At 64.2% G+C, this 24923-nt stretch carries 29 protein-coding genes; 18 read left to right on the forward strand and 11 right to left on the reverse strand.

The features are described from left to right. Nucleotides 1-98 precede the first annotated feature (98 nt). The 14 genes from KI612_RS09420 (at nucleotide 99) to KI612_RS09485 (ending at nucleotide 11415) form a co-directional block, all read left to right on the forward strand. Nucleotides 99-698 carry a cytochrome c oxidase subunit 3 family protein gene (locus tag KI612_RS09420; RefSeq protein WP_226443854.1) on the forward strand — a complete coding sequence of 200 codons (600 nt, stop codon included), beginning with the start codon at nucleotides 99-101 and terminating at the stop codon, nucleotides 696-698. Beyond that, complete coding sequence (locus tag KI612_RS09425; protein WP_226443856.1) at nucleotides 695-955, forward strand: cytochrome C oxidase subunit IV family protein; 261 nt, start codon at nucleotides 695-697, stop codon at nucleotides 953-955. Before KI612_RS09420 ends, KI612_RS09425 begins: the two co-directional genes overlap by 4 nt. Next, nucleotides 955-1755, forward strand: a complete 801-nt coding sequence (locus KI612_RS09430) for a CbbQ/NirQ/NorQ/GpvN family protein (protein ID WP_226443858.1) — start codon at nucleotides 955-957, stop codon at nucleotides 1753-1755. Before KI612_RS09425 ends, KI612_RS09430 begins: the two co-directional genes overlap by 1 nt. A gap of 152 nt (nucleotides 1756-1907) precedes the next feature. After that, nucleotides 1908-2870 (forward strand): 4Fe-4S binding protein, encoded by a 963-nt coding sequence (locus KI612_RS09435; protein WP_226443860.1) that lies wholly within the window; start codon nucleotides 1908-1910, stop codon nucleotides 2868-2870. A gap of 1 nt (nucleotide 2871) precedes the next feature. Beyond that, on the forward strand, nucleotides 2872-4707 hold the full coding sequence (locus KI612_RS09440; protein WP_226443862.1) for a nitric oxide reductase activation protein NorD: 1836 nt from the start codon (nucleotides 2872-2874) through the stop codon (nucleotides 4705-4707). A gap of 196 nt (nucleotides 4708-4903) precedes the next feature. Beyond that, a complete protein-coding gene (locus KI612_RS09445) occupies nucleotides 4904-5332 on the forward strand; it encodes a c-type cytochrome (RefSeq protein ID WP_226443864.1) in 429 nt (142 codons plus the stop codon). A 10-nt stretch (nucleotides 5333-5342) separates the two neighbouring features. Continuing rightward, nucleotides 5343-6713: a cbb3-type cytochrome c oxidase subunit I gene (locus KI612_RS09450; protein WP_226443866.1), complete on the forward strand. Its 1371-nt coding sequence runs from the start codon at nucleotides 5343-5345 to the stop codon at nucleotides 6711-6713. A gap of 66 nt (nucleotides 6714-6779) precedes the next feature. Next, nucleotides 6780-8006 (forward strand): nitrous oxide reductase family maturation protein NosD, encoded by a 1227-nt coding sequence (nosD, locus tag KI612_RS09455; RefSeq protein WP_226443875.1) that lies wholly within the window; start codon nucleotides 6780-6782, stop codon nucleotides 8004-8006. 140 nt (nucleotides 8007-8146) lie between these two features. Continuing rightward, a complete protein-coding gene (locus KI612_RS09460) occupies nucleotides 8147-8428 on the forward strand; it encodes an HvfA family oxazolone/thioamide-modified RiPP metallophore (protein ID WP_226443877.1) in 282 nt (93 codons plus the stop codon). Nucleotides 8429-8494: 66 nt separating this feature from the next. Beyond that, nucleotides 8495-9355 carry an HvfB family MNIO-type RiPP peptide maturase gene (locus tag KI612_RS09465; RefSeq protein WP_226443879.1) on the forward strand — a complete coding sequence of 287 codons (861 nt, stop codon included), beginning with the start codon at nucleotides 8495-8497 and terminating at the stop codon, nucleotides 9353-9355. Then, on the forward strand, nucleotides 9352-10107 hold the full coding sequence (locus KI612_RS09470; protein ID WP_226443881.1) for an HvfC family RiPP maturation protein: 756 nt from the start codon (nucleotides 9352-9354) through the stop codon (nucleotides 10105-10107). The genes KI612_RS09465 and KI612_RS09470 overlap by 4 nt, the downstream gene beginning before the upstream one ends. Next, entirely contained in the window at nucleotides 10104-10643 is a 540-nt protein-coding gene (locus KI612_RS09475) for an HvfX family Cu-binding RiPP maturation protein (protein ID WP_226443883.1), read from the forward strand. Before KI612_RS09470 ends, KI612_RS09475 begins: the two co-directional genes overlap by 4 nt. Beyond that, entirely contained in the window at nucleotides 10625-11218 is a 594-nt protein-coding gene (locus KI612_RS09480; protein WP_226443885.1) for a sigma-70 family RNA polymerase sigma factor, read from the forward strand. Before KI612_RS09475 ends, KI612_RS09480 begins: the two co-directional genes overlap by 19 nt. After that, a complete protein-coding gene (locus KI612_RS09485; protein WP_226443887.1) occupies nucleotides 11212-11415 on the forward strand; it encodes a zf-HC2 domain-containing protein in 204 nt (67 codons plus the stop codon). Before KI612_RS09480 ends, KI612_RS09485 begins: the two co-directional genes overlap by 7 nt. Nucleotides 11416-11455: 40 nt before the next feature. Here KI612_RS09485 and KI612_RS09490 read toward each other — a convergent pair whose 3' ends face one another. Both KI612_RS09490 and ccoN read right to left on the reverse strand, forming a co-directional pair. Next, nucleotides 11456-11662 (reverse strand): cbb3-type cytochrome oxidase subunit 3, encoded by a 207-nt coding sequence (locus tag KI612_RS09490; RefSeq protein ID WP_404817896.1) that lies wholly within the window; start codon nucleotides 11660-11662, stop codon nucleotides 11456-11458. Next, nucleotides 11659-13086: a cytochrome-c oxidase, cbb3-type subunit I gene (ccoN, locus tag KI612_RS09495; RefSeq protein ID WP_226443889.1), complete on the reverse strand. Its 1428-nt coding sequence runs from the start codon at nucleotides 13084-13086 to the stop codon at nucleotides 11659-11661. The genes KI612_RS09490 and ccoN overlap by 4 nt, the downstream gene beginning before the upstream one ends. 356 nt (nucleotides 13087-13442) lie before the next feature. On the opposite strand from ccoN, the gene KI612_RS09500 reads away from it, so the two are divergent. The 4 genes from KI612_RS09500 (at nucleotide 13443) to KI612_RS09515 (ending at nucleotide 17325) form a co-directional block, all read left to right on the forward strand. Further along, complete coding sequence (locus KI612_RS09500) at nucleotides 13443-14861, forward strand: diguanylate cyclase (RefSeq protein WP_226443891.1); 1419 nt, start codon at nucleotides 13443-13445, stop codon at nucleotides 14859-14861. 8 nt (nucleotides 14862-14869) lie between these two features. Beyond that, the gene (locus KI612_RS09505) at nucleotides 14870-16210 is read left to right on the forward strand and encodes an OprD family outer membrane porin (protein ID WP_226443893.1); all 1341 of its coding nucleotides are present in this window, start codon (nucleotides 14870-14872) and stop codon (nucleotides 16208-16210) included. 84 nt (nucleotides 16211-16294) lie between these two features. Then, nucleotides 16295-16999 (forward strand): AzlC family ABC transporter permease, encoded by a 705-nt coding sequence (locus tag KI612_RS09510; protein WP_226443895.1) that lies wholly within the window; start codon nucleotides 16295-16297, stop codon nucleotides 16997-16999. After that, a complete protein-coding gene (locus tag KI612_RS09515; RefSeq protein WP_226443897.1) occupies nucleotides 16996-17325 on the forward strand; it encodes a branched-chain amino acid transporter permease in 330 nt (109 codons plus the stop codon). The genes KI612_RS09510 and KI612_RS09515 overlap by 4 nt, the downstream gene beginning before the upstream one ends. A gap of 26 nt (nucleotides 17326-17351) precedes the next feature. On the opposite strand, the gene cobA is transcribed toward KI612_RS09515, so the two are convergent. The 9 genes from cobA to KI612_RS09560 form a co-directional block, all read right to left on the reverse strand. Next, nucleotides 17352-18140, reverse strand: a complete 789-nt coding sequence (gene cobA / locus KI612_RS09520; protein ID WP_226443899.1) for a uroporphyrinogen-III C-methyltransferase — start codon at nucleotides 18138-18140, stop codon at nucleotides 17352-17354. Beyond that, complete coding sequence (locus KI612_RS09525) at nucleotides 18134-18478, reverse strand: (2Fe-2S) ferredoxin domain-containing protein (protein WP_226443901.1); 345 nt, start codon at nucleotides 18476-18478, stop codon at nucleotides 18134-18136. Before KI612_RS09525 ends, cobA begins: the two co-directional genes overlap by 7 nt. Next, a complete protein-coding gene (cobJ, locus tag KI612_RS09530; RefSeq protein ID WP_226443912.1) occupies nucleotides 18475-19461 on the reverse strand; it encodes a precorrin-3B C(17)-methyltransferase in 987 nt (328 codons plus the stop codon). The genes KI612_RS09525 and cobJ overlap by 4 nt, the downstream gene beginning before the upstream one ends. Then, nucleotides 19458-19853 (reverse strand): cobalamin biosynthesis protein, encoded by a 396-nt coding sequence (locus KI612_RS09535; protein WP_226443914.1) that lies wholly within the window; start codon nucleotides 19851-19853, stop codon nucleotides 19458-19460. Before KI612_RS09535 ends, cobJ begins: the two co-directional genes overlap by 4 nt. Nucleotides 19854-20236: 383 nt before the next feature. Continuing rightward, nucleotides 20237-21001 carry a cobalamin biosynthesis central domain-containing protein gene (locus KI612_RS09540; RefSeq protein ID WP_404818085.1) on the reverse strand — a complete coding sequence of 255 codons (765 nt, stop codon included), beginning with the start codon at nucleotides 20999-21001 and terminating at the stop codon, nucleotides 20237-20239. Nucleotides 21002-21007: 6 nt separating this feature from the next. Further along, a complete protein-coding gene (cobI, locus tag KI612_RS09545; protein ID WP_226443916.1) occupies nucleotides 21008-21811 on the reverse strand; it encodes a precorrin-2 C(20)-methyltransferase in 804 nt (267 codons plus the stop codon). Continuing rightward, nucleotides 21808-23097 carry a precorrin-6y C5,15-methyltransferase (decarboxylating) subunit CbiE gene (gene cbiE / locus KI612_RS09550; RefSeq protein WP_226443918.1) on the reverse strand — a complete coding sequence of 430 codons (1290 nt, stop codon included), beginning with the start codon at nucleotides 23095-23097 and terminating at the stop codon, nucleotides 21808-21810. The genes cobI and cbiE overlap by 4 nt, the downstream gene beginning before the upstream one ends. Beyond that, nucleotides 23094-24242 (reverse strand): cobalt-precorrin-5B (C(1))-methyltransferase, encoded by a 1149-nt coding sequence (locus tag KI612_RS09555; RefSeq protein ID WP_226443920.1) that lies wholly within the window; start codon nucleotides 24240-24242, stop codon nucleotides 23094-23096. Before KI612_RS09555 ends, cbiE begins: the two co-directional genes overlap by 4 nt. Continuing rightward, nucleotides 24243-24920 (reverse strand): precorrin-8X methylmutase, encoded by a 678-nt coding sequence (locus KI612_RS09560; protein ID WP_226443922.1) that lies wholly within the window; start codon nucleotides 24918-24920, stop codon nucleotides 24243-24245. It abuts the gene before it with no gap. Nucleotides 24921-24923: the final 3 nt, after the last annotated feature.

Consider the following 24923-nt stretch of genomic DNA (forward strand, 5'->3'; position numbering starts at 1 on the left):
GCATCTCCGCGCAGCAAACAGTGCGGGTGGTTTGCCGCTGGGGCGATAATTTTATCTAGATCAAGGTAATTGACGCGCCTGACCCGCACCATGCGGACATGTCTTCTGTCAGCCTTGATGTGCCGCCGCCAGTCCGGCGGGTTTTCCTTGATCCGCCGGGCGATCTGGCGATCTGGATTTTCATTCTTGCCGAGTTGCTCGCCTTTGCCGTCCTCTTTGTGCTTTACGGTGTGGCGCGGGCGCGCCATGTCGAGTTGTTCAACGAAATGCAGCTGACGTTGGACCGGAATGCCGGGGCGCTCAACACGATCCTGCTGATTACCGGCAGCTGGTGCGTCGCCCGCGCGGTGGTGGCGATCAAGGGCGATGCCCGTGTCGCCAGCGCGCGCTGGCTGGCGGCCGGGATACTCGCCGGGCTCGGATTTCTCGTCGTCAAATTGTTCGAGTACGACGCCAAGTTCGCGGCCGGCATCAATCTCGATACCAATTTGTTTTACATGTTCTACCTGTCGCTGACGTTCTTTCATTTCATGCACGTCATTCTCGGCCTGCTCATCCTCGTCTTCGTCTGGCACAAGACCAGGCAGGGCGGCTATTCGGCGGCCGACTGCCATGGCATGGAAAGCGGTGCCAGCTACTGGCACATGGTCGACCTCGTCTGGATCGTGCTTTTCCCGCTGGTCTACGTGCTGCGATGAACACAAGTTTGCGCACGGATGCGGTATGGCTGGTGCTTTTACTAGGTACGGCCGTGACTTGGTGGCTGGGCGAAAACGGCCTGGCCGGCACGTCGACCGTACAGGCCATTCTCGCCATCGCCGGTGTCAAGGGCGTATTGGTGATTCGCGAATTCATGGCCCTGCGGGGCGTCAGGCCGGCTTGGCAGGGGACGGTCATTGGCTGGCTTTGCCTCGTCTTGCTGGTCAATATGGCTGCTTACTGGAAGGGAATCTGATGGACATGCGCACGCCAGGAACGGAAGCGCCGTACTACGAAGCCGAGGGCGCCGAGGTGGCGCTGTTCGAACATGCCTGGCGCAACAAGCTGCCGGTGCTGATCAAGGGGCCGACCGGCGTCGGCAAGACGCGCTTCGTCGCCCACATGGCGGCCCGGCTCGGCCTGCCGCTGCATACCGTGGCCTGTCACGACGATTTGACCGCAGCCGACCTGGTCGGTCGCCACCTGATCGAGGACGGTCGCACGGTCTGGAACGACGGGCCGCTGACCCGCGCCGTGCGCCATGGCGGCATCTGCTATCTCGACGAGGTGGTCGAGGCGCGCAAGGACACGACGGTGGTCATCCATCCGCTGGCCGATCATCGGCGAACCCTGCCGATCGACCGTACCGGCGAGGTGTTGCAGGCGCCGGACAACTTCATGCTGGTCGTTTCCTACAACCCCGGCTACCAGAACTTCCTCAAGGGCATGAAACCGTCGACGCGGCAGCGCTTCGTTTCGTTGCGTTTCGGTTTCCCGGCGCCGGCCCGCGAGGAGGCCATCCTGATCGGCGAAACCGGTTGCGACGCGCTGCTCGCCAAACGCCTGGTCGCGCTCGGCAACAGCATCCGCACTCTGAAGGATGTCGATCTCGAGGAAGTGGCGAGTACGCGTCTGCTGGTCTACGCCGCCATCCTGATCGGCGACGGCCTCGACCCGGTCGCCGCCTGCCGCGCCGCGCTGGCCGAAAGCCTGTCCGACGACGAGGAAGTCACGGCCGGCCTGATGGAGATCATCCTTGCCAGCTTCGGCCGCTGACCCAGGTGTCGTGTTGCACGCTATTCGGCACATAAAACTGCGCCTTTGTCCCCGTGGCGGCGTTACAAATCCTCGCGATACCACTGCGTATCGCTGTGGTTTGCGCCTTGCCACAAGGCCAAATGCATCAGTTTTATCAAGTGCTGCATAGCATGCAACACGACACCAGTCGCCAGCGCCGGCGTTTCGTCTGGCAGGCCGCCTTTTTCCTGCTCTTCGCGCTGGCGCCGGTTTTCAATGTCTTCCGTTACGACCTCGAAGCCGGGCACGCCTGGCTGCTCGGCATGCCCTGGCGGCTTGGCCTGGACGCCTTCATGGCGGGGCGGATCAGCGGCCTGGAGGCTGGCGGCAATCTTCTGCTGCGGCTGTTCCTGCCGCTGCTGCTCGCCGCCGGCGGCCTGATGCTGATCGCCTGGCGCTGGGGCCGCATCTACTGTGGCTGGCTGTGCCCGCATTTTTCCGCCGTGGAAACCATCAACCAGCTGATGCGGCGCGCCTCGGGCAAGTTGAGTATCTGGGACAGGCAGGCGCTGCCGCCGCGTCTGGCCGACGGCTCGCCGCGCCCGTCGCACCCGGTCTGGTGGATACCGACGGTCCTTTTCGCGATCGGTTTCGCGGCCCTGTGGGCAGTCGTGCTGCTCACCTATCTGCTGCCGCCGGCCGAGGTTTACGGCCGCCTGTGGGCGCTCGATCCGACACGCAACCAGGGCATTTTCCTGCTCGTCGCGACCAGCGTGCTGACCCTGGAGTTTCTCTTCGCCCGCCATCTGTTCTGCCGCTTCGGCTGTGCCGTCGGGCTGTTCCAGAGCCTGGCCTGGATGAGCAACCGCGGCGCGATGGTGGTCGGCTTCGACAAGCCGCGCGCCGCCGATTGCGCCGCCTGCTACGACAACGGCGGACCGGGTTACGCCGCCTGCGAGGGCGTCTGCCCGATGCGCCTGCGGCCGCGTACGGCCAAGCACAAGATGTTCGCCTGCACGCAATGCGCCCAGTGCGTGAGTGCCTGCGGCACGGTGCAGGAGCAGCGCGGCAAGGAAAGCCTGCTGCGCTGGGTTGACCAGGACGCTGCACGGCGCAACGAAGCACAGGTCAGCCTGACCGGAAATCGAGACTGAAATGGAAGAATGGGTTGGCGGCCTCTGGCACAAGTTCATCAGCGGTGCGGCGGCGAAGGATTATCCCGGCGCAGCGGTCCACCTCCCGGAAATGGAGAAAACGCTGGGCATGGTCTTTCGCGCCTTCGGTGGCGATGCCGGCCTGCGCGTGCAGGGCGCCACCGCTGAGCGGCATGGTGCGCGGCGCTCATTGCTGCAAAGGGTGGCTGGTAGCGGCGAGAAAATGCAGGCGGCCGGGCTCGATGGCGTCAGCCTGCGCCTGCCGGCGCACATCGCCGTTTTTCCGGAAAGCGGCCTGAATCGCGATCTCTATGTCTGGCTGGCGGCACTCGCCGCGCATGATGTGCCGAGTGACGAAGCCTGGATCATCCGCAACCAGCGGGCGACGGTGGTGACGCTGGCGCGCTGTCCGGGCCTGCTGCCACGTTATCGCAAGCTGGTCGCGGCGCTCCTCGCCCGGCGCCCGGACCCGCAGTCCCTGCCGGCTGACGAGGCAGCGCAGGAAACGGCGGTGTGCCAGGCCTTGCAGGTGCCCGGTTCAGTCTCTTGCTGGCCGGGGCTGAGCCGGCGCGGTGCCCGGGAGATTGCACCGGTGCCCCTGTGGCTTTATCCGCTGGCCGGCGCCGTCGGCGCGCCGCGTCGCCTGCAGCATCAGGAATCCGCCGCAGATGTCGAGGCCGAGGACGCCGAGGGGCGGCAAAAGGCGCGACAGACGGAAATGCCGGCCGAGAAGGACGGCATCCTGCTGCTGTTTCGCGCTGAAAGCATTTTTTCCTGGGCCGAGTACGTCAAGGTCAATCGCTCGCAGGATGACGAAGCCGACGGCAAGGCCGCCAAGGCGGCCGAAAGCATGGATCAGCTCGACGTCGCCCAGGATGGCGAGCGCGTCGCCTCACGCGTGCGTTTCGACCTCGACCTGCCGGCCGCGGCCGAGGATGATCTGCCGCTCGGAGCGGGCATTCCGCTGCCCGAGTGGGATTTTCGCAAGCAGCTCCTGCAGCCCGATTATTGCCGGCTGCAGGCCATGGAATCGCGCCATGTCGAGCCGATCCCGCTGCCTGAGCGCCTGCGTCCGCATGCCCGGCGCCTGCGTAACCAGTTTGCCGCGCTGGCGCCGACCCGGCGCTGGCTGAAAGCGCAGCCGGAAGGCATCGAGCCGGATATCGACGCCTGGGTACGTTTGCAGGCAGATCGTCAGGCCGGCCATCCGGACGCAGCAGCCGGTCTTTACCTGGCCCAGGTGCAGCAGGAGCGCGATCTGGCGTGCCTGGTTCTGGCCGATTTGTCCTTGTCGACCGATGCCTGGGCTTCCAACGAACAAAAGGTGATCGACGTGATCCGCGACAGCCTGATGCTGTTTGCCGAGGCGCTTGGCGCGACCGGCGACCGCTTTGCGCTGTGCGGCTTTTCCTCGCTCAAGCGCGGCCACGTCCGCTTCCACGAACTGAAAGCTTTCGAGCGGCCATGGGACGACCTGGCGCGTGGGCGCGTGCAGGCGATCAAGCCCGGCTATTACACCCGGCTCGGTGCCGCCATCCGCCACAGTTGTACCTTGCTCGGCCGGCAAGCCAACCGGCAGCGCCTGCTGCTCATCCTGTCCGATGGCAAGCCGCATGATCTCGATCTCTACGAGGGCCGTTACGGCATCGAAGACACCCGGGCGAGCATCACTGCGGCGCGGGAGCAGGGCATCCGCCCGTTTTGCGTGACCATCGACAAGGAGGCAGCAAGCTACCTGCCGCATGTCTTTGGTGCGCATGGCTTCACCTTGCTGCGCCGGCCGGAGGAGCTGGCCACCCGTTTGCCGCTGCTTTACGCGCAACTGACGCGGGATTGACGCGGGATTGATGCGGGTTTGACGCGGGTTTGACGCCGAGCCCGCTGCCGCTAAGCGGTTGACCTACATTTTCGGGTGTTTTTGCCTGTACCCGGAAATTCTTGACTTCCATCAATGAGCCGCAATGGTCTTCTCCCGTACCTTCCGTCCAGCTGTCGGCAGCCGCCGGCAGGGACTTTAGCTCAAGGGGGAAACAATGAGTGCGTCATTCTCAACCTCGGCAGCCCGGAATATGTTTTACGGTGGAAGTACGTTTTTCTTCCTGATATTCCTGGCGCTGACCTACAACACGGAGCAGCAGCTGCCGAAGCGGGACCAGCGCGCCCAGCTCGACAATCCGGCCGTCGTCGCCGGCAAGCGCTTGTGGGAACACAACAACTGCATCGGCTGCCATACGCTGCTCGGCGAAGGAGCCTACTTTGCGCCGGAACTGGGCAACGTGTACAAGCGGCGCGGCCCGGATTTCATCAAGGCCTGGATCAAGGCGCAGCCGACCGGTACGCCGGGTCGCCGGCAGATGCCCGACTTTCACTTCAGCGACAAGGAGCTCGACGATATCGTCGCCTTCCTGAAGTACGCCTCCGAGATCAACACCGCCAATTGGCCGCCCAACATCGAAGGCTAAGGAGTCAAGCATGCAATACAAATCTCAGATAGTGGCCAAACACTATTTCGTCGGTGCCCTGGTGCTCTTCGTCGCGCAGATCCTGTTCGGCCTGGTCATGGGCCTGCAGTACGTGGTTGGCGACTTCCTGTTCCCGGCCATTCCGTTCAACGTCGCCCGCATGGTGCATACCAACACGCTGATCGTCTGGCTGCTGATGGGTTTCATGGGCTCGGCCTATTACCTGGTGCCGGAAGAGTCGGAGCGCGAGCTGTACAGCCCGAAACTGGCGATCGCGATGTTCTGGATCTTCCTCGTCGCCGCCGGCCTGACCGTGATCGGCTACCTCTCGGTGCCGTATGCGACACTGGCCCGCGTTACCGGCAACGACCTGCTGCCCACCATGGGCCGTGAGTTCCTCGAACAGCCGGGGATTACCAAGATCGGCATCGTCGTCGTCGCGCTCGCCTTCCTGTTCAATCTGTCGATGACCTTCCTCAAGGGGCGCAAGACAGCGATCACCTCGGTGATGCTGATCGGCCTGTGGGGGCTGGCGATCTTCTTCCTGTTCTCCTTCGTCAATCCCGACAACCTGGTGCGTGACAAGTTCTACTGGTGGTGGGTCGTGCATCTCTGGGTCGAAGGCGTCTGGGAACTGATCCTCGGCTCCATCCTCGCCTTCGTGCTGATCAAGATCACCGGTGTCGACCGCGAAGTGATCGAGAAGTGGCTGTACGTGATCATCACGCTGACGCTGATTACCGGCATTCTCGGTACCGGCCACCATTATTTCTGGATCGGAGCACCGGAGTACTGGCAGTGGTTCGGCTCGGTGTTCTCGGCGCTCGAACCGATTCCCTTCTTCGCGATGACCCTGTTCGCCTTCAACATGGTGAATCGCCGTCGCCGCGAGCATCCGAATCGCGCAGCCACGCTGTGGGCGCTCGGTACCGGCGTGATGGCCTTCCTCGGTGCTGGTGTCTGGGGCTTCCTGCATACGCTGGCGCCGGTCAATTACTACACGCACGGCACGCAGATCACCGCGGCGCATGGTCACATGGCGTTCTACGGTGCCTACGTGATGGTCGTGCTGACCATGATTTCCTACACCATGCCACTGATGCGCGGTCGCGCTGCCAACAGCAATGCGGCCCAGGTCATGGAAATGTGGGGCTTCTGGCTGATGACCATCGCCATGGTCTTCATCACGCTGTTCCTGACCGCTGCCGGCATCCTGCAGGTCTGGCTGCAACGGGTCAGCGAAACGCCGCTCGGCTTCATGGCGACGCAGGACCAGGTGGCGCTGTTCTACTGGCTGCGCGAAGGCGCGGGCCTGATCTTCCTGATTGGCCTGCTGGTCTATCTGGCGAGCTTCTTCAAGGGAGAAAAGGCCGCCGGCTGATTGATTGCTGCTGTGACTTTGGGGCCCTCTTCATGCGAGGGCCCATTTTTTCTGGTGTAAGGAGCCATGCCGTACGCCAAATGCACGTCCTTTCTGCTGCTTCTCCTGGCTTGCCTGCTGCCGGCCATCGCCATTGCCGTCCAGCCGCTGCAACCCTGGCTCGACTCGGCTTCGCCGGGTAGTCGCATCCGTTTGCCGCCCGGTATCTACAGCGGTCCGGCGGTGATCAGCAAGGCGCTGACGCTGGAAGGTGACGGGCAGGTGATCATTGATGCCGGCGGCAGCGGCACAGTGCTGACGGTCAAGGCCAACGACGTCAGCTTGCGCGGGCTGCATCTGCGCGCGAGCGGCGATTCGCACGACGCCATCGATAGCGGCCTGCATGTCGAAGGGCAGCGCATCCTGATCGAGAACAACCGCATCGATGACACGCTGTTCGGGATCGTCCTGCACAGCACCGGCGACAGCATCGTGCGCAACAACCGCATCCGTTCGAAGGCCTTTGCCGCGGCCGATCGGGGCGACGGCCTGCGCTTGTGGAACAGCAGCGGCAACCTGATCGTCGGCAACGACATCGCGGAGATCCGCGACATCACGGTCAGCAATTCACCGCGCAACCGCTTCGTCGGCAATCGCGTCTACGACAGCCGGCGCGCCTTCAATCTGCTCTTCGCCAATCGCAGCCTGATTGAGGGCAACACCCTGGAACGCAACTCGACGGGCATCATCGCCCTCAATTCCGACGGCGTGATCATCCGCAACAACCGCGTCATGCATGCCATGGACGCCTCCGGCGCCGGCATCGCGGTCAAGGAAACCTCGGCCGCGCTGATCATCGGCAACGACATCGTGCATTGCGCCTACGGCATCATGGCCGATTCGCCGATGCACCCGATCAACCGTATCGTCCTCATCGACAACCGGGTCGCCCACAACGTGACCGGCATCTATTTCTATGGCGAGAAGGGCGGTCACATCGCGCTTCGCAATCGCTTCGAAAGCAATATCTGGCAGGTCGCGATGGCGAGTACCGGCGATCCGCTGAACGACACTTGGTCGGGCAACTACTGGGACGATTACCAGGGCTTCGACCGCAATGGCGACGGGGTCGGCGATACGCCGCACGAGATCTACACCTACGCCGACCGCATCTGGCTGGAGACGCCACCGGCCAAGTTCTTCCGCAATTCGCCGCTGCTCGAATTGCTCGATTTTCTCGAGCGCCTGGCGCCGTTTTCGCAACCCGATCTGGTGCTGCGCGATCCGGCGCCGCTGATCAACCGGCCGCGCTGAAAACTTGAGGCGCTGCAGGGCGCCTTTTTCCTGGTGAAAAATATTTCACCGGCCATGTAAGAAAAGCGTTCTCCGTTCGACTAATCCCCTGAGCGACGATCAAGCCGCTCGCTGGATCCCAACCCTTACGGAGAAAAATCATGAAAAAGCAAAACCTCGTTTCCCTGGCCGTCGGTTCCGTCATTGCCGCCGCTTCCTTTGCCGGCCACGCCGCCGACAATCCTTTCGCCGCCAAGCAGTTGAGTGCCGGCTACCAGTTGGCCCAGGCCGACAAGAAGGCTGACGGCAAATGCGGCGAAGCCAAGTGTGGCGCCGACAAGAAAGCCGCCGAGAAAAAGGCGGATAAAAAGGCTGACGGCAGCTGCGGTGCCGGCAAGGGCGACAAAAAGGCCGACGGCAGCTGCGGCGGCAACAAGAAGTAAGAAGCGGCAAGGAATTTGCGGCGGCGCGGGGTTTTCCCCGTTGCCCGCTGCCCAAGGAGAAATGCGATGAGCTTTGCCACTTCTGCCGGCCGCATGCCGCACGGTGCCGGTCTCGGCCTGCGCCGCGAACTGCTGGGCGAGCTTGCCGACGGCGTCCCCGACGCGATCGGCTTTTTCGAGATTGCCCCGGAAAACTGGGCCGGCATGGGCGGGCGCTCGGCGCGCCAGTTGCGCCAGCTGACCGAGCGGCATGCCTTCGTCTGCCACGGCCTGTCGTTGTCGCTGGGCGGACCGGACCCGCTCGATACGGCGCTCCTGCAACGCATCAAGGCTTTCATGGCGGAACACGACATCGGCCTCTATACCGAGCATCTGTCCTGGTGCGCCGCCGGCAGTCATCTCTACGAACTGCTGCCGCTACCGCTGACGGAAAAAGCCGTCAAATGGACGGTCGACCGTATCGCCCGGACGCAGGACCTGCTCGGGCGCCGGATCGGCATCGAGAACGCCTCGTACTACATCGCGCTGCCGGGCGCCGAGATGCGCGAGACGGATTTCATCGCGGCCGTCCTTAATCAGGCCGACTGCCTGCTGCATCTCGACGTGAACAACATCTACGTGAACAGCCGCAATTTCGGCTTCGATCCTGAAGCCTTCCTGCGTGCCTTGCCGCTCGAACGCACCTGCTACATCCATGTCGCCGGGCATTATGTCGAGCCGGACGGGCTGCTCATCGACACGCATGGCGCGGAGGTCATTGATCCGGTGTGGGCGCTGCTCGCCGAGGCTTACGCGCAGATTGGCCATATCCCGCCGACCTGTCTCGAGCGTGATTTCAATTTGCCATCCCTGGACCGGTTGACCGCTGAAATCGGGCAGATTTCACGTTTGCAGGCGGCGGCTGGGCAAATCCGGCGGGCGGCATGATGAACGGCGATTTCCAGACCTTTCAGTACGAGCTGGCCGCGCATCTGCGCGCGCCGCGCCAGACGTCGCGGCCGCCTGGCGTGCCGGCGCGGCGCGCCGGTGTCTATCGCGAACTGGTGTTCAACAACCTGTGCAGTTTTCTCGATCCCTGTTTCCCGCTCTGCCGCGAACTGCTCGGCGAAAAACGCTGGCGGCGCTTGTGCCGCAGCTTCCAGCGTGACTGGCCTTTGCATACGCCGTGGTTTCGCGAGATTCCCGGCGAGTTCGTGCGCTATCTGGCCGAGGCGACCATCCGCCAGCCGCTGCCGGCCTGGCTGGCGGAGCTGGCGCATTACGAGTGGGCCGAGCTGGCGGTCGACGTCATGGAAACAGGCAAAACCGGGAGCAAAACCACGGCCAATCCGGCGGGCGATCTGATGGACGCGGTCATCGTCCTCAATCCGGCACTGATGAATCTCGCCTATCGCTGGCCGGTGCAGCATATCGGCCCGGATTACCGGCCGCGCCGGATGCAGGCGACACACCTGGTCGTCTATCGGGACGCCGACGATACGGTCCGTTTCAGCGAAATCAGTCCGCTCACGGCGCGCCTGCTTGAACTGCTCGCCGCCGACACCGCCTCCGGTCGCCAGGTGCTGAGCCGCCTGGCCGCCGAAATCAGTCATCCGCAACCCGCGCAACTGCTTGCCTACGGCCGCGAACTGCTGGCCGAGCTGTGTGCGCAAGGCATCCTGCTCGGGAGTCGTGCATGAAAAACCGCATTTTTCGTATGTTGAGCGCTGTCGATGTGCTCGGTCTCTATCTCGGCCTGCTCAGCCTGCGCCTGCTGCTCGGCTGGGATTTTTTCGAGTCCGGGCTGGAGAAATTCCGTGGCGAAAACTGGTTCGCCGACATCGTCGACCGCTTTCCCTTTCCGTTCAATGTCGTGCCGCCGGAGATCAGCTGGCAGATGGCGACCTGGTTCGAATTGCTGGGCGGCGTTGCGCTGGTGCTGGGGCTGGCGACGCGCTTCTTTTCCGTGTCGCTGATCGTGTTGACCGTGGTCGCCATCGCCGCCGTGCATTGGCCGGAAAGCTGGTCCGGCCTGGCCGAACTGATGCAGGGTTACGGCTTCACCGACCACGGTCAGGGCAATTTCAAGCTGCCCGTGCTGTTCATTGGTATGCTGTGGCCGCTCGTGCTGCTCGGGCCGGGAAAGCTGTCGGTCGACGCTGTTTTTCGCCGTCTTTTCGAGCGCACCTCATCAACAGCCGCCTGCAGGACGCCGCCTTGCCCGACACCGCACTGATCGACGACGATTTTGTCACCGCCATCCGGCGCGACCTGTTGAAGTTCGCGCAACTGCAGTTGCGCGATGCGGCATTGGCCGAAGATGCGGTGCAGGAGGCGCTCGCTGCAGCCTGCTCGGGGTCACGCCAGTTTGCCGGGCGGGCGGCGCTGAAGACCTGGGTGTTTTCCATCCTGCGCCACAAGATCGTCGATCTGATCCGGCAGCAAAGCCGCACCACCAACATCTCGGCACTCGGCGACGACGAGGCCGGGCTGGATGAAGCCTTCGACACCTTGTTCAAGCAGAACGCCCACTGGCGGCCGGAGGCGCGCCCGGGCGACTGGGGCAACCCGGAGGAAGCGCTGCGCGAAAGCCGCTTCTGGGAGGTTTTCGAAATCTGCCTGAATCACCTGCCGGAAAACACGGCGCGCGTCTTCATGATGCGCGAGTTTCTTGAATTCGAGACCGCCGAGGTCTGCAGCGAGCTGGCGATCAGCGTCAGCAACTGCAACGTGATCCTGCATCGCGCCCGCAACGGCCTGCGCCGCTGCCTGGAGACGAGCTGGTTCGCACCGGGAGAAAAGCCATGCTGAGCTGCAAGGAAGCCACCCACCTGATGTCCGAAGGACTGGATCGCAAACTGGGCACTGGCGAGCAATTGCAGTTGCGCCTGCATCTGGCGATGTGCAGCGGCTGTCGCAACTTCCGCGAACAGATGGATTTCCTGCGCGCTGCCTGCCGCAACTTCCCCGGTCGGGACAAGGCGGACGAAAGCCAGCCGCCCAAATGAAAAACGGGGCCGTAGCCCCGTTGACCGTTCAGCCCGCCGTTCAGCGGCGCAGCAACAGCGCCTTGCGTTGCAGCTCCAGCTCTTCCGGATCGGAGAAGGGCAGGTTGGCGGCTTCGGCAAAGTCGGACTTGCGGCGGCCGCTGTAGGCCCAGAAAACGATCACGAGGAAGCAGACCAGGCCTGCAACGGTGATCAGGGAACGCATTTCGTTGATATCCATGGTGATGGCCTTTATCGCAAAGATCATGCGTGGTGTTCGGCCGGTGCCAGAACCGGGACGGGGGCGACCTTGCCGTTGGCAATGGTCTTGAACATGTTATACGCCATCAGCAGCATGCCGGACAGGAAGAAGATCCCGCCCAGCCAGCGGATCGCCCAGAACGGGTAGGAACCCTTGACGCCCTCGACGAAGCTGTAGGCCAGCGTGCCATCCATATTGACGGCGCGCCACATCAGACCTTGCATGACGCCGGCGATCCACATCGAGGCGATGTAGAGCACGGTGCCGATGGTCGCCATCCAGAAATGCACGGTGACCAGTTGCTGGTTGTACATTTCCTTGCGCCCGAACAGTTTCGGGATCAGGAAGTAGATCGAGCCGATCGACACCATGGCGACCCAGCCAAGGGCGCCGGAGTGCACGTGGCCGACCGTCCAGTCGGTGTAGTGCGACAGCGCATTGACCGACTTGATGGCCATCATCGGGCCTTCGAAGGTGGACATGCCGTAGAAGGACAGCGAGGTGACCAGGAACTTGAGGATGGGGTCGGTACGCAGTTTGTCCCAGGCACCGGACAGGGTCATGATGCCGTTGATCATGCCGCCCCAGGACGGCGCCAGAAGGATCAGCGAGAAGACCATGCCGACCGATTGCGTCCAGTCGGGCAGGGCGGTGTAGTGCAGATGGTGCGGGCCGGCCCACATGTAGGTAAAGATCAGCGCCCAGAAGTGCACGATGGACAGGCGGTAGGAATACACCGGACGCCCGGCCTGCTTCGGCACGAAGTAATACATCATGCCGAGGAAGCCGGCGGTCAGGAAGAAGCCGACCGCGTTATGGCCGTACCACCACTGGATCATCGCATCCTGCGCGCCGGAATAGACCGAGTAGGACTTGGTCAGCGCAACCGGCACGGCCGCGCTATTGACGATGTGGAGCAGGGCGACGGCGATGATGAAGGCGCCGTAGAACCAGTTGGCGACGTAGATGTGCGATACCGTGCGGCGGGCAATCGTGCCGAAGAAAACGGCGGCGTAGGCAATCCAGACGACGGCGATCAGCAGGTCGATCGGCCATTCCAGTTCGGCGTATTCCTTGCCCTGCGTCATGCCGAGCGGCAAGGTGATGGCGGCCAGCACGATGACCAGCTGCCAGCCCCAGAAGGTCAGCGGAATCAGCGCGCCGCCCCACAGGCGGGCGTGGCAGGTGCGCTGCACGACGTAATAGGAGGTCGCGAACAGTGCGCAGCCGCCGAAGGCGAAGATCACGGCATTGGTATGCAGCGGGCGCAGGCGGCCGAAGTGGAAGTACGGTCCGACGTTGAGTTCCGGCCAGACCAGCTGCGCCGCGATGACAACGCCGACCAGCATGCCGACGATGCCCCAGATGACCGTCATCACGGCAAATTGCCGGACGACCTTGTCGTTGTAAGTGTGTTCCATTGCTGACATTGAACGAGCCCTGTTGTTGAATGAAAGCGATCGTCGCTATGGTGCGGCGTATCGGGCCTTTTTTGTGGCCGGCTGTTGGTCAGGGACAGGGGGAAATAGTTCCGTTTTGTTACAAATAAATTTCGCCGGGAAGCCGCATAGGACAAGGGAATGCGGCGATCGGGCAAAGCCGGGGGCAGGGGAGTTTCAACTGGCGACTTCCCCCATGCTGTGAATCACTTGATGCCTGTGGATTAAATTTTTGTCCGGGACAGGCGCAGGCGAGCCGGGAATTTATAATGTTTCTCCCTGTTGACCGTCCGGAAGCGGCTGGAGGCTTCCGCCACTGTCCATTCATTTGTCAGAAACTGTCCTCCTTGCTCCTTCGTCCCGCCAACCTCCTGAATGCCATGCGCAACTGCTGCCTGGTCCTTGCCGTGCTGATGCTGCCGGTCGTCCACGCTGCCGACAGCGCGCCGCTTGCCATCGGGCTGACGGCGGACGAGCAGGCCTATGTCGAGCGGGTTGGCAGCATCCGGATGTGCGTCGATCCCGACTGGACTCCCTTCGAGCACATCAACCCGCAAGGCCGGCATGAAGGCATCGCGGCCGATCTGGTGCAACTGGTGGCGAGCCGGGTCGGCCTGGATATCGAGCTCTACCCGGTCAAGACCTGGGAAGAAAGTCTGGCGGCGTCGCAGGGCAAGCATTGCCAGATCATGAGCTTTCTCAACCAGACGCCGGCGCGCGACCAATGGCTGATCTTTACGCAGCCGATATTCAGCGACGCCAACATCATCGTGACACGCGAAGAGCACCCCTTCATTGGCGATCTGGCCGGCATCAAGGGCGAAAGCGTTGCCCTGCCGCGCGGCACGATGGTCGAAGAGCGGGTGCGGCGTGACTATCCCGGCTTGCGCGTCATCCTGACCAACAGTGAAGACGAGTCGGTTTCCCTGGTCTCGGCGCACCAGGCCGACATGACCATACGCTCGCTGATGGTTGCCGCCTATTCGATCAAGAAGGAAGGCCTGTTCAACCTGAAAATTGCCGGCCAGATTCCGGAATACACCAATCGTCTGCGGGTCGGCGTGCTCAAGGACGAGCCCGTTCTGCGCAACATTCTCGACAAGGCGGTCGGCAGCATTTCACCGCAGGAGCGCGAGGAGATTTCGAATCGGCATGTGGCCATCCATGTCCAGCCCAAGCCGGACTACCTGACGATATGGAAAATCGTGGCGGGTGCCACCTTGCTGCTGCTCATCGCGATTTACTGGAATCGCAAGCTGAGCACCCTGAACCGCGAGCTGGTCCGTCTTTCGGTAACCGATCGCCTGACCGGCCTGTTCAATCGCAGCAAGCTCGATGAAACCTTCGACATTGAAATCCAGCGTGCCTTGCGTTTCGGCCATACCTTCAGCGTCATCATGCTGGATATCGACTACTTCAAGCTGGTCAACGACCAGTTCGGGCATCAGGTCGGCGATCAGGTACTGGTTGAGGTGGCCCGGCTGCTTGCGGCGCGCCGCCGCGAAACCGACATTCTCGGCCGCTGGGGCGGCGAGGAATTCATGCTGATCTGTCCGCACACCGATGCGGACGGTGCCGCCATCCTGGCCGAAACCCTGCGCCAGGCTTTCGTGGCCGGCTCGTTCGTACAGGGCCTGCAGTTGACCGCAAGCTTCGGCGTGTCGGCCTTCCAGTCCGGGGACAAGGCCACCGATATCGTTGCCCGGGCCGATGCGGCGCTCTATCGCGCCAAGCACCTCGGGCGCAATCGCGTCGAAGTGCAATAAGCCGCAGCATGCGCAAGTGCAGCGGTTTGTCCTCGCGGATGCGGCTGGTGCTGGCGGTTTCGGCCACTTGCGGCGCCTTGCCGGTGCAGGCCGGTGAAGACCTGCTCTCGGCCCTGGCCGAGAGCACTGTCTCCGGCTATTTCAAGGCCATGTACATCGCCGATGACAAGAAAGGCGGCCGCCTGGACCAGAGCACGGCCGGCTTCGGCGGCAAGCTTGGCGGCGAGACCGGGACTTTCTACGGTTTCAGCCTGAAAGCCGCGTGGTACACCACCGGCGATCTCGGTACGCGGCGCGACGATGCGCGGCGCACCGATGCCTACATGTTCGATGTCGACAAGAAGCCGTATTCGCTGATCGGTGAAGCGCAAATCCGCTTCGCAGCTGGCCGGACCCGGCTGCTTGCCGGGCGGCAGGAATTTTTCTCGCCGCTGATCAACACCTACGACTACCGGATCATTCCCAACCTGTTCGAGGCCGTGACGCTGACCAATCGCGACCTGCCCGACACCACGCTGACCCTGGCCTATGTCAGCCGGATGTCCGGTCTGGACGGCGTGGTCAGCTTTGCCGAGTTCCGCAGCATGTCGCAGCAGGCCTACACCTCGCTGCGCGTCGCAGCCAACGGCGCGATCGACGGCCCGCATGGCACGACGCTCGATCCGTCCAGCGTGGTCGGCAACAAGGGCGTCTGGGTCACCGGCCTGGTCTATGACAAGGCATTCCGCGTCCAGGCCTGGAATTATTACGGCGTCGATACCCTGAACTCGCTGTATCTCGACGGCCGGGTGAAACGGGATTTCGGCAATGATATTTCGCTCGTCGCCGAGGCGCAGACCTACCATGTCGCGGAAGTCGGTCAGTTCAAGGACTATCTGGCCCGCCAGGGGCTCAACGCGAGCTACTCGCTGTACGGCCTCAAGGGCACCCTGGCGCATCAGGCGAGCGGCCTGAGCCTGGCACTGGCCGGCAACCGGTTCACCGGCCAGCGCAACACGGTCAGCGCCTATGGCAACTGGGGCGGCTACCCGGAGTTTGTTTTGATGCCCTATGTCAACGCCGAAAACAACGGTGTTTCGGCCATTGCCGGCAGCCGGACGGCCAAGCTCACCGTGCTGTGGGATCTACGCTCGATTGGCCTGGCCGAGCAGAGCCTGCTGTTCGGGCATGCCCGCATTGATATCGACGACGCCATCCAGCCGGCCAGCGATATCGTCGTCAACAGCCTGATCTACCGTGCCCGCCTGAGTCCGAAAGTCTCGGCCCGCCTCGCTGCGGAGGCGAGAAGCTCGGCCAACAGCCGCTACGACAACAAGTTCGTCGCGCTGGCGCTGCGCTACGATTTTTGATGCGGCGGACCTTCGTCACGGTGCCGGCCGCCTGCGGCATAATCCGCGGCTTTCCCTGCCGCTTTTACTTCTCCCGCCTTGTCGATGACCCACCCGGAACAGCCTGAAGCATCCCGCCTCTCCATCCTGGCGCTGACCGCGCCGGTGGCGATGGGCTACGTACCGCTCGGCTCGGTATTCGGCTTTCTCTTCGTCCAGGCCGGCGCCGAGTGGTGGCTGGCCGTGCTTGCCAGCCTCTGCGTCTATGCCGGCGCGGCGCAATTCATGATGATCCCGATGCTCGCTGCCGGCCTGCCGGTCGGCGCCATTGCGCTGGCAACGCTGATCGTCAATCTGCGCCATATTTTCTACGGCCTGTCGCTGCTCGAAAGAATGCCGAACCAGCGTCTGCTGCGCTGGTATCTGGTTTTTGCGCTGACCGACGAGACCTATTCGCTACTGACCTCACTGCCCAAAACCGTCGGCCACCGCCAGATGGCGGGGATTGCGCTACTCAATCAGGGCTGGTGGTTGCTCGGTACGCTGCTCGGCGCCCTGATCGGCGCCAGCGCCAAGCTGCCGCTGGCCGGCCTCGACTTTGCCCTGGCTGCGCTGTTTGCCGTGCTGACGGTGGAGCAGTGGCGGGCGCGCCGGGATGCCTTCCCGATCTGGGTGGCGTTGTTTGCCTACGGCATTGCCCAGTGGCTGGCGCCGCAACAGGCGCTGCTGATCGCCATCGTGCTGAGCATCCTGGTTGGCCTGTGGCGCAAGCCGGCGAGCGCGGAATTGTCCGGCGAGGCAAAGCAATGAGCGACAGTCCCTACATCATCACGGTGCTGCTGGCGATGGCGCTGGTCACCTTTGCCTTGCGCGCCTTGCCTTTCCTGGCGGCGCAATGGCTGGGCAGGCACCCCTGGGTTGCCCAACTCGGGCGCTTCCTGCCGCTCGCCATCATGACCCTGTTGCTGCTGCATGCCATGCATGGCGCCAGCAGCGAACACGCCGCCGGCCCCTGGCCGGAACTGGTGGCAGTCGCGGTGGTTGTGCTGCTGCAATTGAAGAGTCGCAATCCCTTGTTGAGCATCGTCGCAGGCACCGGGTTATATGTCCTTCTCAGGAATTTTGGCCTGGTTTGAGGCGTCGACCGGTGTGTGGTCAGTCTTTACAGTAGGCATGGCGAAAACTCCTGTAACGGCGGGGGCAACTTCTCCTTGTCGAGCAAACCGACAACGCTGCCGATAACCAGCAGGGTCGGCGGTTTCACGGCGAATTTTCTTGCCGTTTCCGGCAGAAGGTTGAGCCGGCTCGGGTAGATGCGCTGTTGCGGCCAGGTCGCCTTGTAGATCAACGCGGCCGGTGTGTCGCCGGGCAGGCCGGCGGCCTGCAACTGCTCGCTGATGATTTCCAGGCCCTTGACGCCCATGTAGATGACGACCGTCTGCTTGGGCTGGGCGAGGGCGGCCCAGTTCAGGTCTATCGTGTGATCCTTGAGATGGCCGGTAACGAAGACGCAGCTTTGCGCGTGCTCGCGGTGCGTCAGCGGAAAGCCGAAGGCGGCCGCGGCGCCGAGCGCTGCCGTGATGCCGGGGACGATGTCGACCGGGATGCCGTTTTCAAGGAGCAATTCCATTTCCTCGCCGCCACGTCCGAAGACGAAGGGATCGCCGCCCTTTAGGCGAACGACGCGGCGCCCGGCGAGAGCCAGTTCGAGCAGCAGTTGCGAAATCTCTTCCTGCGGCAGGGTGTGGTTGCCGGCTGCCTTGCCGACGTAGATGCGCTCGGCGGTCGACGGCGCAAAAGCAAGGATTTCCGGCGCTACGAGGTTGTCGTAGACGATCACCTCGGCCTGCTGCAGGCGATGCAGCGCCTTCAGCGTCAGCAGCTCCGGATCGCCGGGGCCGGCGCCGACCAGTGCCACGCAGCCCGGAGGAAAGGGCGAGGGCGTCAGCATGCGCCGGGCTCCGCCTGATGGAAGACGAGATCGGCGACGACTTCGCCGTTTTTCAGGTGCTGCTCGACGATGCGTTCCAGGTTGTTCTCGGTGACGTTGTAATACCAGGTGCCGTCCGGCTGCACGCACATCACCGGGCCACCCTTGCAGGCGGCGAAGCAGCCGACCTTGGTGCGCTTGACGCGCAGCTCGCCCTGGTCCAGCCCGGCCGCTTTCAAGGTTTCGCCGAGGCGGCCGAAAAGTGCCTCGGATTCGCCGTTGACCGTACAGCGCGGGCCGGTGCACACCAGCAGGTGGCGCTTGTAGGCGCCAATCTTGGGCTTGACGACTTCGCTCATGCTTCGACCTCGTTGGCTTCGCCTTCTTCCGGTATTTCCGTCGCCAGCACGGCGGCGATGTAGTCCGCGGGCAGGCGGTAATCGACGGCCAGTTCGGCGGCCGTCCGGCCGCTTGCCTGGATTTCCGCCATCCAGCCGTTGAGGCCGGTGGACAGCGAGCGGCCGGCCTGTTCGCCGGCGTGCGTGTTGCGCTCGCCGTCGGCCACCACGTACTTGTTGGCATAGCCGCGCGGCGTCACCATCAGGCCGTGCCGCATGAAGGTGTTGGAATTGCCGATCAGCACCGTGGTCAGCATGCCGATGTCGGCCTCGGCCATTTTTTCCAGGGTGGTGAATTCGATGCGCTGCTTCGGCCGGTAGGCCGACTTGACGATCGCCACCGGCGTCTGCGGATCGCGATGGCGCAGGAAGAGGCGCTGCGCCTCGACGATCTGCTGTGTACGCCGGCCGCTCTTCGGGTTGTAGAGCGCGACGACGAAATCGGCATAGGCCACGGCATCGAGCCTGCGCGCGATGGTCGGCCACGGCGTCAGCAGGTCGGACAGCGAAATGGCGCAGAAATCGTGGGTCAGCGGTGCGCCGACCAGCGCCGCGCAGGTGTTGAGCGCCGAGGCGCCGGGCACGATCTCGACCTCGATGTCCGAATCCGGCGTCCAGCCGGCCTGGAACAGCACCTCGAAAGTCGGTCCGGCCATGCCGTACACGCCGGCATCGCCCGACGACACGAGCGCTACCTTCTTGCCCTGGCGGGCGCGGTCGAGCGCCTCAATGGCGCGGTCGAGTTCTTCGGTCATCGACTTCTTGATGACTTCCTTGCCTTCGACCAGGTCAGCGACCAGGCGGATGTAGGTGACGTAGCCGATCACCGTGTCGGCCTCGGCAATCGCGGCGCGGGCGCGCGCCGTCAGGTGGTCGTTGCTGCCCGGGCCGAGGCCGACGAGCATGATCTTGCCGGTTTTTGCGGTGGGTTCTGGTGCGTTCATGCGGGGATCCTTGCAATGGAGACGGTGGCATTGCGGCCGTCCAGGCCGCGCAGCTTGTGTTTTTCGATGAGTAGATGGCTTTTGTTGGCGCCGGCCGCGAGCAGCGCTGCCGCTTCCGAGACGGAAGGCGTGCCGGTGTACTTGCGGACGGTTTCCGACGGATTCGGCACGTCGACCGCTGCCAGTTCGGCTGCCGTATGGAAGCGGCACGGCCAGCCATGGCTGGCGATGACTTCGAGCAGGCCGGGCTCGTCGGCCTTCAGGTCGATGCTCGCCGCCGCCCAGACGTCCACCAGCGAAGCGCCGCAAGCGGCGAGCGCCTGGGCGATGCAGCGTTCGATGGTGATGGCGGGTGTGTTGCGGTCGCAACCGAGGCCGAGGGCGATTTTCAAAAGAGAAACTCCCGAACCCCAAAAAACTGACTCAGCAGAGAACGGAGGACAGCCTCTTCCCCCTTCGAGAGCGCCGAGCAGCGCGAGCCGGGCGGGAATTGGCTGGTCTCTTGTTTGACTGCTGCTTTCCGCCGTGGCGCGGCGTCTTCCTTTCTTTGCTTCGCCAAAGAAAGGAAGCAAAGAAAGGCGACCCCCGCGTTCGCGCCGGACCTGCGGTCCGGTCCCCTGTGCTGCTCGACCGGGCGGGCAGCTCGCAAAACTCGCCTGCGGCTCAAACATTGCTCGCTGACTTCCCCCGCCCGGCCTGTGCTGCTCGGCGCTCTCGAGGGGGATGAAAGACGGGCGTTTGCCTTGGTTTCGACTAAAGACATTTGTTTTCTATTTCAGTTTTCTTTGCTTGGCCGATACGTCACCTGCCGCCCCGCCAGCCGCGCCGCGTACTCCGCCGGCATCGCCCTCTCGCTGATCCACAGCACTGCCGCGTAGCGGTCGACGTCGATTTCCTCGAGTTTTTCAAACAGCGTGACGTTTGCCGGCAAGGGCCCGGTTCGGCCGTTGGCGTGGTTGAACCACCAGTTGGGCGAGCCGGCTTCCTGGACCAGGGCGACCGCTTCGTCATTGACCATCGCGGCGCTGACCCTCACCAGTTCTTCGTGCGTCGCCTCGAAGGTCCAGCCCAGTTCGCGGCCGAGGAGGTCCACGCCTATGGTCTGGCGGGCGTCCGAGGCGGTGGTCAGTACCGCCTGGGCGCCGAGCGCGGTGGCGAGGTGGCCGGCCAGCGCGTTGGCGCCGCCGAGGTGGCCGGAGAGGACGGGAATCGAGAAGCGGCTGGCTTCGTCGATGACAACGATAGCCGGGTCGCTTTCCTTGTTTTTCAGGTGCGGCGCGATCAGGCGCACGACGGCGCCGAGCGAGACGATGGCGACGATGCCGTCGAAGGCGGCGAACAGCGCCGGAATCTGGTCGCCGACCTTGCCCTCATAGCAATGGGTGGCGCCCGGCGCGGCGGCCGCGGCTTCGGCGCGGAATTTCTCCGGCGCGAACAGTTGCGCGCCGGGCAGTGCGGCAACGACTTTCGCAGCCAGCGCGATGCCATGTTTGGTGATGGAGACGACGGCGTATTTCATCGGTGGACGGTCCGTTTTCACGGTTTTTCAGGCGTCGACCGTCTCGGCTTGCTCGAGAACGATCTCCTTGCGCTTCCTGCAGCCCCGGCGCAGCTCGCCGCGCACGCGCTTGGGGTTCTGGACGAGCAGCAGCGACAGGTAATTGACCTTCTCGCCGCGCAGGCTGGCGATGTCGCGGACGATGCGCTCCGCGGGTGAGCCGACTTTCTCGATGAAGACCGAGCTGGCGAGCAGGTCGCGGCGTTCGAGCAGGTCGAGGATCTCGTCGAGCAGTGGTTTGACCTTGAGCAGGGCTAGCGTGTCGAACTCGTCGAGCAGGTGGTCGATGACGCCGACGCCGTAGGCGGCCGGGATGATGGCGAAGGTTTCGTCTTCTTCGGCCAGCGTCACGCCGGTGCTGGCCGCGGCGGCGGCAAACGAGGAGACGCCGGGAATGGTCTCGACCTCGACTTCCGGCGCCAGTTCGCGCACGACGCGGGCGAGGTGGCCGAAAGTGGCGAAGGTCGAGGCGTCGCCTTCGACCAGGAAGACGAGGTCGCGCCCTTCGGCGAGCAGTTCGACGGTCTGCGTCGCGGCGCGCGCCCAGGCCTTGGCCAGGATGTCGGCGTCGCGCGTCATCGGGAAGACCAGTTCGACCGCGTCGGCCGGCACGGCGATGCCGCCGCGCTCGACGATGGCCAGCGCGTAGGATGATTCCTCGGCCTTCTTGACCGGGTACAGCCAGCGCGCGCCGGATTGCAGCGCTGCCCAGGCGCGGCGGGTGATCAGTTCGGGGTCGCCGGGGCCGAGCGAAGCGCCGATGAGTCGGCCGTAGCGTTGGGGTTCAGTCATGCGTTTTCCTTGTTCTGTGCCCAGGCGGTGACGATCCACACCGGGTTCTGCGCCGCCATGCGGTGCATGTCGAGAATCGGCTGGCTGCGGCTGGCTTGCAGTTGCACCACGTCCCAGCCGGCGCCCGCGGCCTTGAGCGCGCTCGTCGCCGTCGCCAGGTTTTCCAGCGTGACGAAATTCATCACCAGCCGGCCAACGGGTTTCAGGCGGGCGAGGATCAGCTGGATCAGCTCGTCCAGCTCGCCGCCGGAGCCACCGATGAAGACCGCGTCCGGGTCTGGCCAGGTGTCGAGCAGCGTCGGCGCCTTGCCTTCGCACAGCGTGTAGTTGCCGACGCGGAAGCGCTCGGCGTTGGCGCGCGCGTTGGCGGCGTCGGCGGTATTTTTTTCGATCGCCCAGACATGGCCCTGCGGCGCCAGCCCGGCGGCTTCGAGGCCGACCGAACCGGAACCGGCGCCGATGTCCCAGACCACGGCATCGGGCTTCAGGCGCAATTTGGCCAGCGACAGGGCGCGCGCTTCCTGCTTGGTGATCAGGCCCTTCTCGGGCGAACGCTGGAGGTAGGCGAGATCGTCGCGCCCGAAGGCCGGCGCGCTTTCCGGCGGGCGTTCGACGAGCACGACATTGGGGCCGGAAAAGGCCATTTTTGCGGCGTCGACCGCTGGCAGGCCGCGATGGATTGCCTCGTCGGGCAGCAGCAGCCGGCAGGCCACCGACAGGCGCGCCTCCGGAAAGCCGGCGATCAACAGCGCCCGCGCCAGCCGTGCCGGATCGTTCTGCGGGCTGGTGAACAGCGCGACGCGCGGATGCAGTGCGATGGCGCGCATCAGCGGGTAAAGGCCGTGCGTCGGCGGCGCACCGACCAGCCATTCGCCCGCATCGGCGCTGTGGCAGGAGGCGATTTTGATGTCCGCCCAGGGCGTCTGGAAGCGCGCAAAGGCGAGTTGCAAGGTCGAGACGGCGGGAATGACGGTCAGCGCCTCCGCCCCGAGCTTGCTTCCCAGCCAGCCGGCGATGCCGTGGCAGAGCGGATCGCCGGTGGCGAGCACGACGACGCGGCGGCCGGCGGACGTGGCTGCGGTAATCCAGCCCGGTACGGCGGTAAGTTGGCCGTCCATGTCCTGCACTTCGCTGCCAGCGGCGAGATGAGGACGCACCAGATCCAGCGTGCGGCCGGCGCCGATCACCAGGTCGGCTGCGCGCAGATGCTGGCGGGCGGCGTCACCCAGCCCGGCCCAGCCGTCGTCGAGGATGCCGAGCAGGATGCAGTTCGTAGTGTTTGTCATGCTTCTTCTTCCTCGACGCGGCAGATGAAATTGCCGTCGAAATCGCAGACCAGCACGGTCAGGCGGTAGGGGCCGGGGTGCATGGCCTTGAGGCTGCGGATCGCCTTGATCGCCAGCCGACGGTGGAATTCGACGGCGAGGCCGAGGCCGGCCAGGCGTTCGGCGGCAAAGCGGGCGGTTTCGGCGGCGCGGATTTCCTCGACGAGGTCGGGTGGGGCGCCGACTTCCTGCGCCGATTCGGCGAGGATGTCGCGGTCGACCTCGGCTTTCCAGGCATGCGTCACGGCCAGGCCCTGACACATTTTGGTCAGCTTGCCGACCATCGCGCCGACATAGACATGCGGCAATTTGCGCTTGATGGCGCTGGCGAAGGCCGCCTTGACGAAGTCGCCCATCTGTACGAAGCAGGACTCGTCGAGTTCCGGCAACTGGGCCATGGCGAATTTTTCGGTACGGCCGCCGGTGGTGAACACGGCACTGGTCTGGCCCTGTTTGGCCGCCACATCGACCGCCTGCACGACGCTGGCACGGAAGGCGGCGGTCGAGTAGGGGCGCACGATGCCGGTGGTGCCGAGGATGGAAATGCCGCCGAGGATGCCGAGGCGGGCATTCAGCGTCTTTTTCGCCATTTCTTCGCCGCCGGGCACCGAAATCCGGACTTCCAGACCGTCGTGATCGAGCAGCTCGCCGGCCACGGCGCGCACGTTGTCGCGGATGTTGCGTTGCGGCACCGGGTTGATCGCCGGGCCGCCGACTTCGAGGCCCAGCCCGTCCTTGGTCACGATGCCGACGCCGGGGCCGCCGGCGAGCAGGATTTCGCCGGCGCGGTGCGGCAGCAGGCGGACGTCGGCGGTCAGATGCGCGCCGTTGGTCGCATCCGGATCGTCGCCGGCATCCTTGATGACCACGGCGTGCGCCGTGCCGGACGATTCCTCGACGCAGCCGTCGGTCACCGCAAAGGCGACGTCGCTGCCGTTGGGCAGGTGGCAAACAATCGTCTCCGGCACTTCGCTGAGCACCAGGCCGAGCGTGGCGGCGCGCGCTGCGGCGGCCGCGCAGGCGCCGGTCGTGAAGCCGCTGCGGTTGCCGCGCTGGCGCTTGCCGTCGCCCTTGCGGACCTTGTCCGGTTTCGCGTTGTCAGTCATCTAGTTCGGGCTGCCGTGTTGCTCGGCCTCTGCCAGCGAGAGCATGGCGTGGATCGCCGCGACGACCAGGGTCGAGCCGCCCTTGCGGCCCTTGATCGCGACCCAGGGCACTTCATCGACCGTCATCAGCAGGTCTTTCGACTCGGCCGCCGAGACGAAGCCGACCGGCATGCCGACAACCAGCGCCGGGCGCACGCCTTCCTCGCGGATCAGGCGGACCAGTTCGATCAGTGCGGTCGGCGCATTGCCGATGCCGACGATGGCGCCGTCGAGCTTGCCCAGGCGCTGCGCCTTGCGCATGGCCTGCACGGCGCGCGTCGTGTCGGCGGCCTGGGCGGCGGCGATCACGTCGGGGTCGGAAATGTAGTGGTGGGTGCTCAGACCGAAATGCTGTAAACGCGGCTTCGACAGGCCGACGCAGATCATCTCCACGTCGGCGACGATGGGCGTGCCGCCGCGCAGTACGGCCTGGAAACCGGCGCGCATCGCGTCCGGGTGAAAGGCAGTCAGGCCGTTGAATTCGAAATCGGCGTTGGCGTGGATCATGCGGCGCACCAGCGGCCATTGTTCGGCGCTGTAATTGTGCGGGCCGGCCTCGGCGTCGATGACGGCGAAGGAGTCGTGCTCGATGGCACGCCCGGCAGCGGTCAACTGCTCGGTAACGGTGTTTTTGCTCATGTC

It is taken from the genome of Quatrionicoccus australiensis, from assembly GCF_020510525.1.
GTDB lineage: Bacteria > Pseudomonadota > Gammaproteobacteria > Burkholderiales > Rhodocyclaceae > Azonexus > Azonexus australiensis_B.

Coding starts and splice junctions, on each gene's coding strand:
- KI612_RS09420 (WP_226443854.1), top strand. CDS start 99: ATGTCTTCTGTCAGCCTTGATGTGCCGCCGCCAGTCCGGCGGGTTTTC.
- KI612_RS09425 (WP_226443856.1), top strand. CDS start 695: ATGAACACAAGTTTGCGCACGGATGCGGTATGGCTGGTGCTTTTACTA.
- KI612_RS09430 (WP_226443858.1), top strand. CDS start 955: ATGGACATGCGCACGCCAGGAACGGAAGCGCCGTACTACGAAGCCGAG.
- KI612_RS09435 (WP_226443860.1), top strand. CDS start 1,908: ATGCAACACGACACCAGTCGCCAGCGCCGGCGTTTCGTCTGGCAGGCC.
- KI612_RS09440 (WP_226443862.1), top strand. CDS start 2,872: ATGGAAGAATGGGTTGGCGGCCTCTGGCACAAGTTCATCAGCGGTGCG.
- KI612_RS09445 (WP_226443864.1), top strand. CDS start 4,904: ATGAGTGCGTCATTCTCAACCTCGGCAGCCCGGAATATGTTTTACGGT.
- KI612_RS09450 (WP_226443866.1), top strand. CDS start 5,343: ATGCAATACAAATCTCAGATAGTGGCCAAACACTATTTCGTCGGTGCC.
- nosD (WP_226443875.1), top strand. CDS start 6,780: ATGCCGTACGCCAAATGCACGTCCTTTCTGCTGCTTCTCCTGGCTTGC.
- KI612_RS09460 (WP_226443877.1), top strand. CDS start 8,147: ATGAAAAAGCAAAACCTCGTTTCCCTGGCCGTCGGTTCCGTCATTGCC.
- KI612_RS09465 (WP_226443879.1), top strand. CDS start 8,495: ATGAGCTTTGCCACTTCTGCCGGCCGCATGCCGCACGGTGCCGGTCTC.
- KI612_RS09470 (WP_226443881.1), top strand. CDS start 9,352: ATGATGAACGGCGATTTCCAGACCTTTCAGTACGAGCTGGCCGCGCAT.
- KI612_RS09475 (WP_226443883.1), top strand. CDS start 10,104: ATGAAAAACCGCATTTTTCGTATGTTGAGCGCTGTCGATGTGCTCGGT.
- KI612_RS09485 (WP_226443887.1), top strand. CDS start 11,212: ATGCTGAGCTGCAAGGAAGCCACCCACCTGATGTCCGAAGGACTGGAT.
- KI612_RS09490 (WP_404817896.1), bottom strand. CDS start 11,662: ATGATCTTTGCGATAAAGGCCATCACCATGGATATCAACGAAATGCGT.
- ccoN (WP_226443889.1), bottom strand. CDS start 13,086: ATGTCAGCAATGGAACACACTTACAACGACAAGGTCGTCCGGCAATTT.
- KI612_RS09505 (WP_226443893.1), top strand. CDS start 14,870: ATGCGCAAGTGCAGCGGTTTGTCCTCGCGGATGCGGCTGGTGCTGGCG.
- KI612_RS09510 (WP_226443895.1), top strand. CDS start 16,295: ATGACCCACCCGGAACAGCCTGAAGCATCCCGCCTCTCCATCCTGGCG.
- KI612_RS09515 (WP_226443897.1), top strand. CDS start 16,996: ATGAGCGACAGTCCCTACATCATCACGGTGCTGCTGGCGATGGCGCTG.
- cobA (WP_226443899.1), bottom strand. CDS start 18,140: ATGCTGACGCCCTCGCCCTTTCCTCCGGGCTGCGTGGCACTGGTCGGC.
- KI612_RS09525 (WP_226443901.1), bottom strand. CDS start 18,478: ATGAGCGAAGTCGTCAAGCCCAAGATTGGCGCCTACAAGCGCCACCTG.
- cobJ (WP_226443912.1), bottom strand. CDS start 19,461: ATGAACGCACCAGAACCCACCGCAAAAACCGGCAAGATCATGCTCGTC.
- cobI (WP_226443916.1), bottom strand. CDS start 21,811: ATGACTGAACCCCAACGCTACGGCCGACTCATCGGCGCTTCGCTCGGC.
- cbiE (WP_226443918.1), bottom strand. CDS start 23,097: ATGACAAACACTACGAACTGCATCCTGCTCGGCATCCTCGACGACGGC.
- KI612_RS09555 (WP_226443920.1), bottom strand. CDS start 24,242: ATGACTGACAACGCGAAACCGGACAAGGTCCGCAAGGGCGACGGCAAG.
- KI612_RS09560 (WP_226443922.1), bottom strand. CDS start 24,920: ATGAGCAAAAACACCGTTACCGAGCAGTTGACCGCTGCCGGGCGTGCC.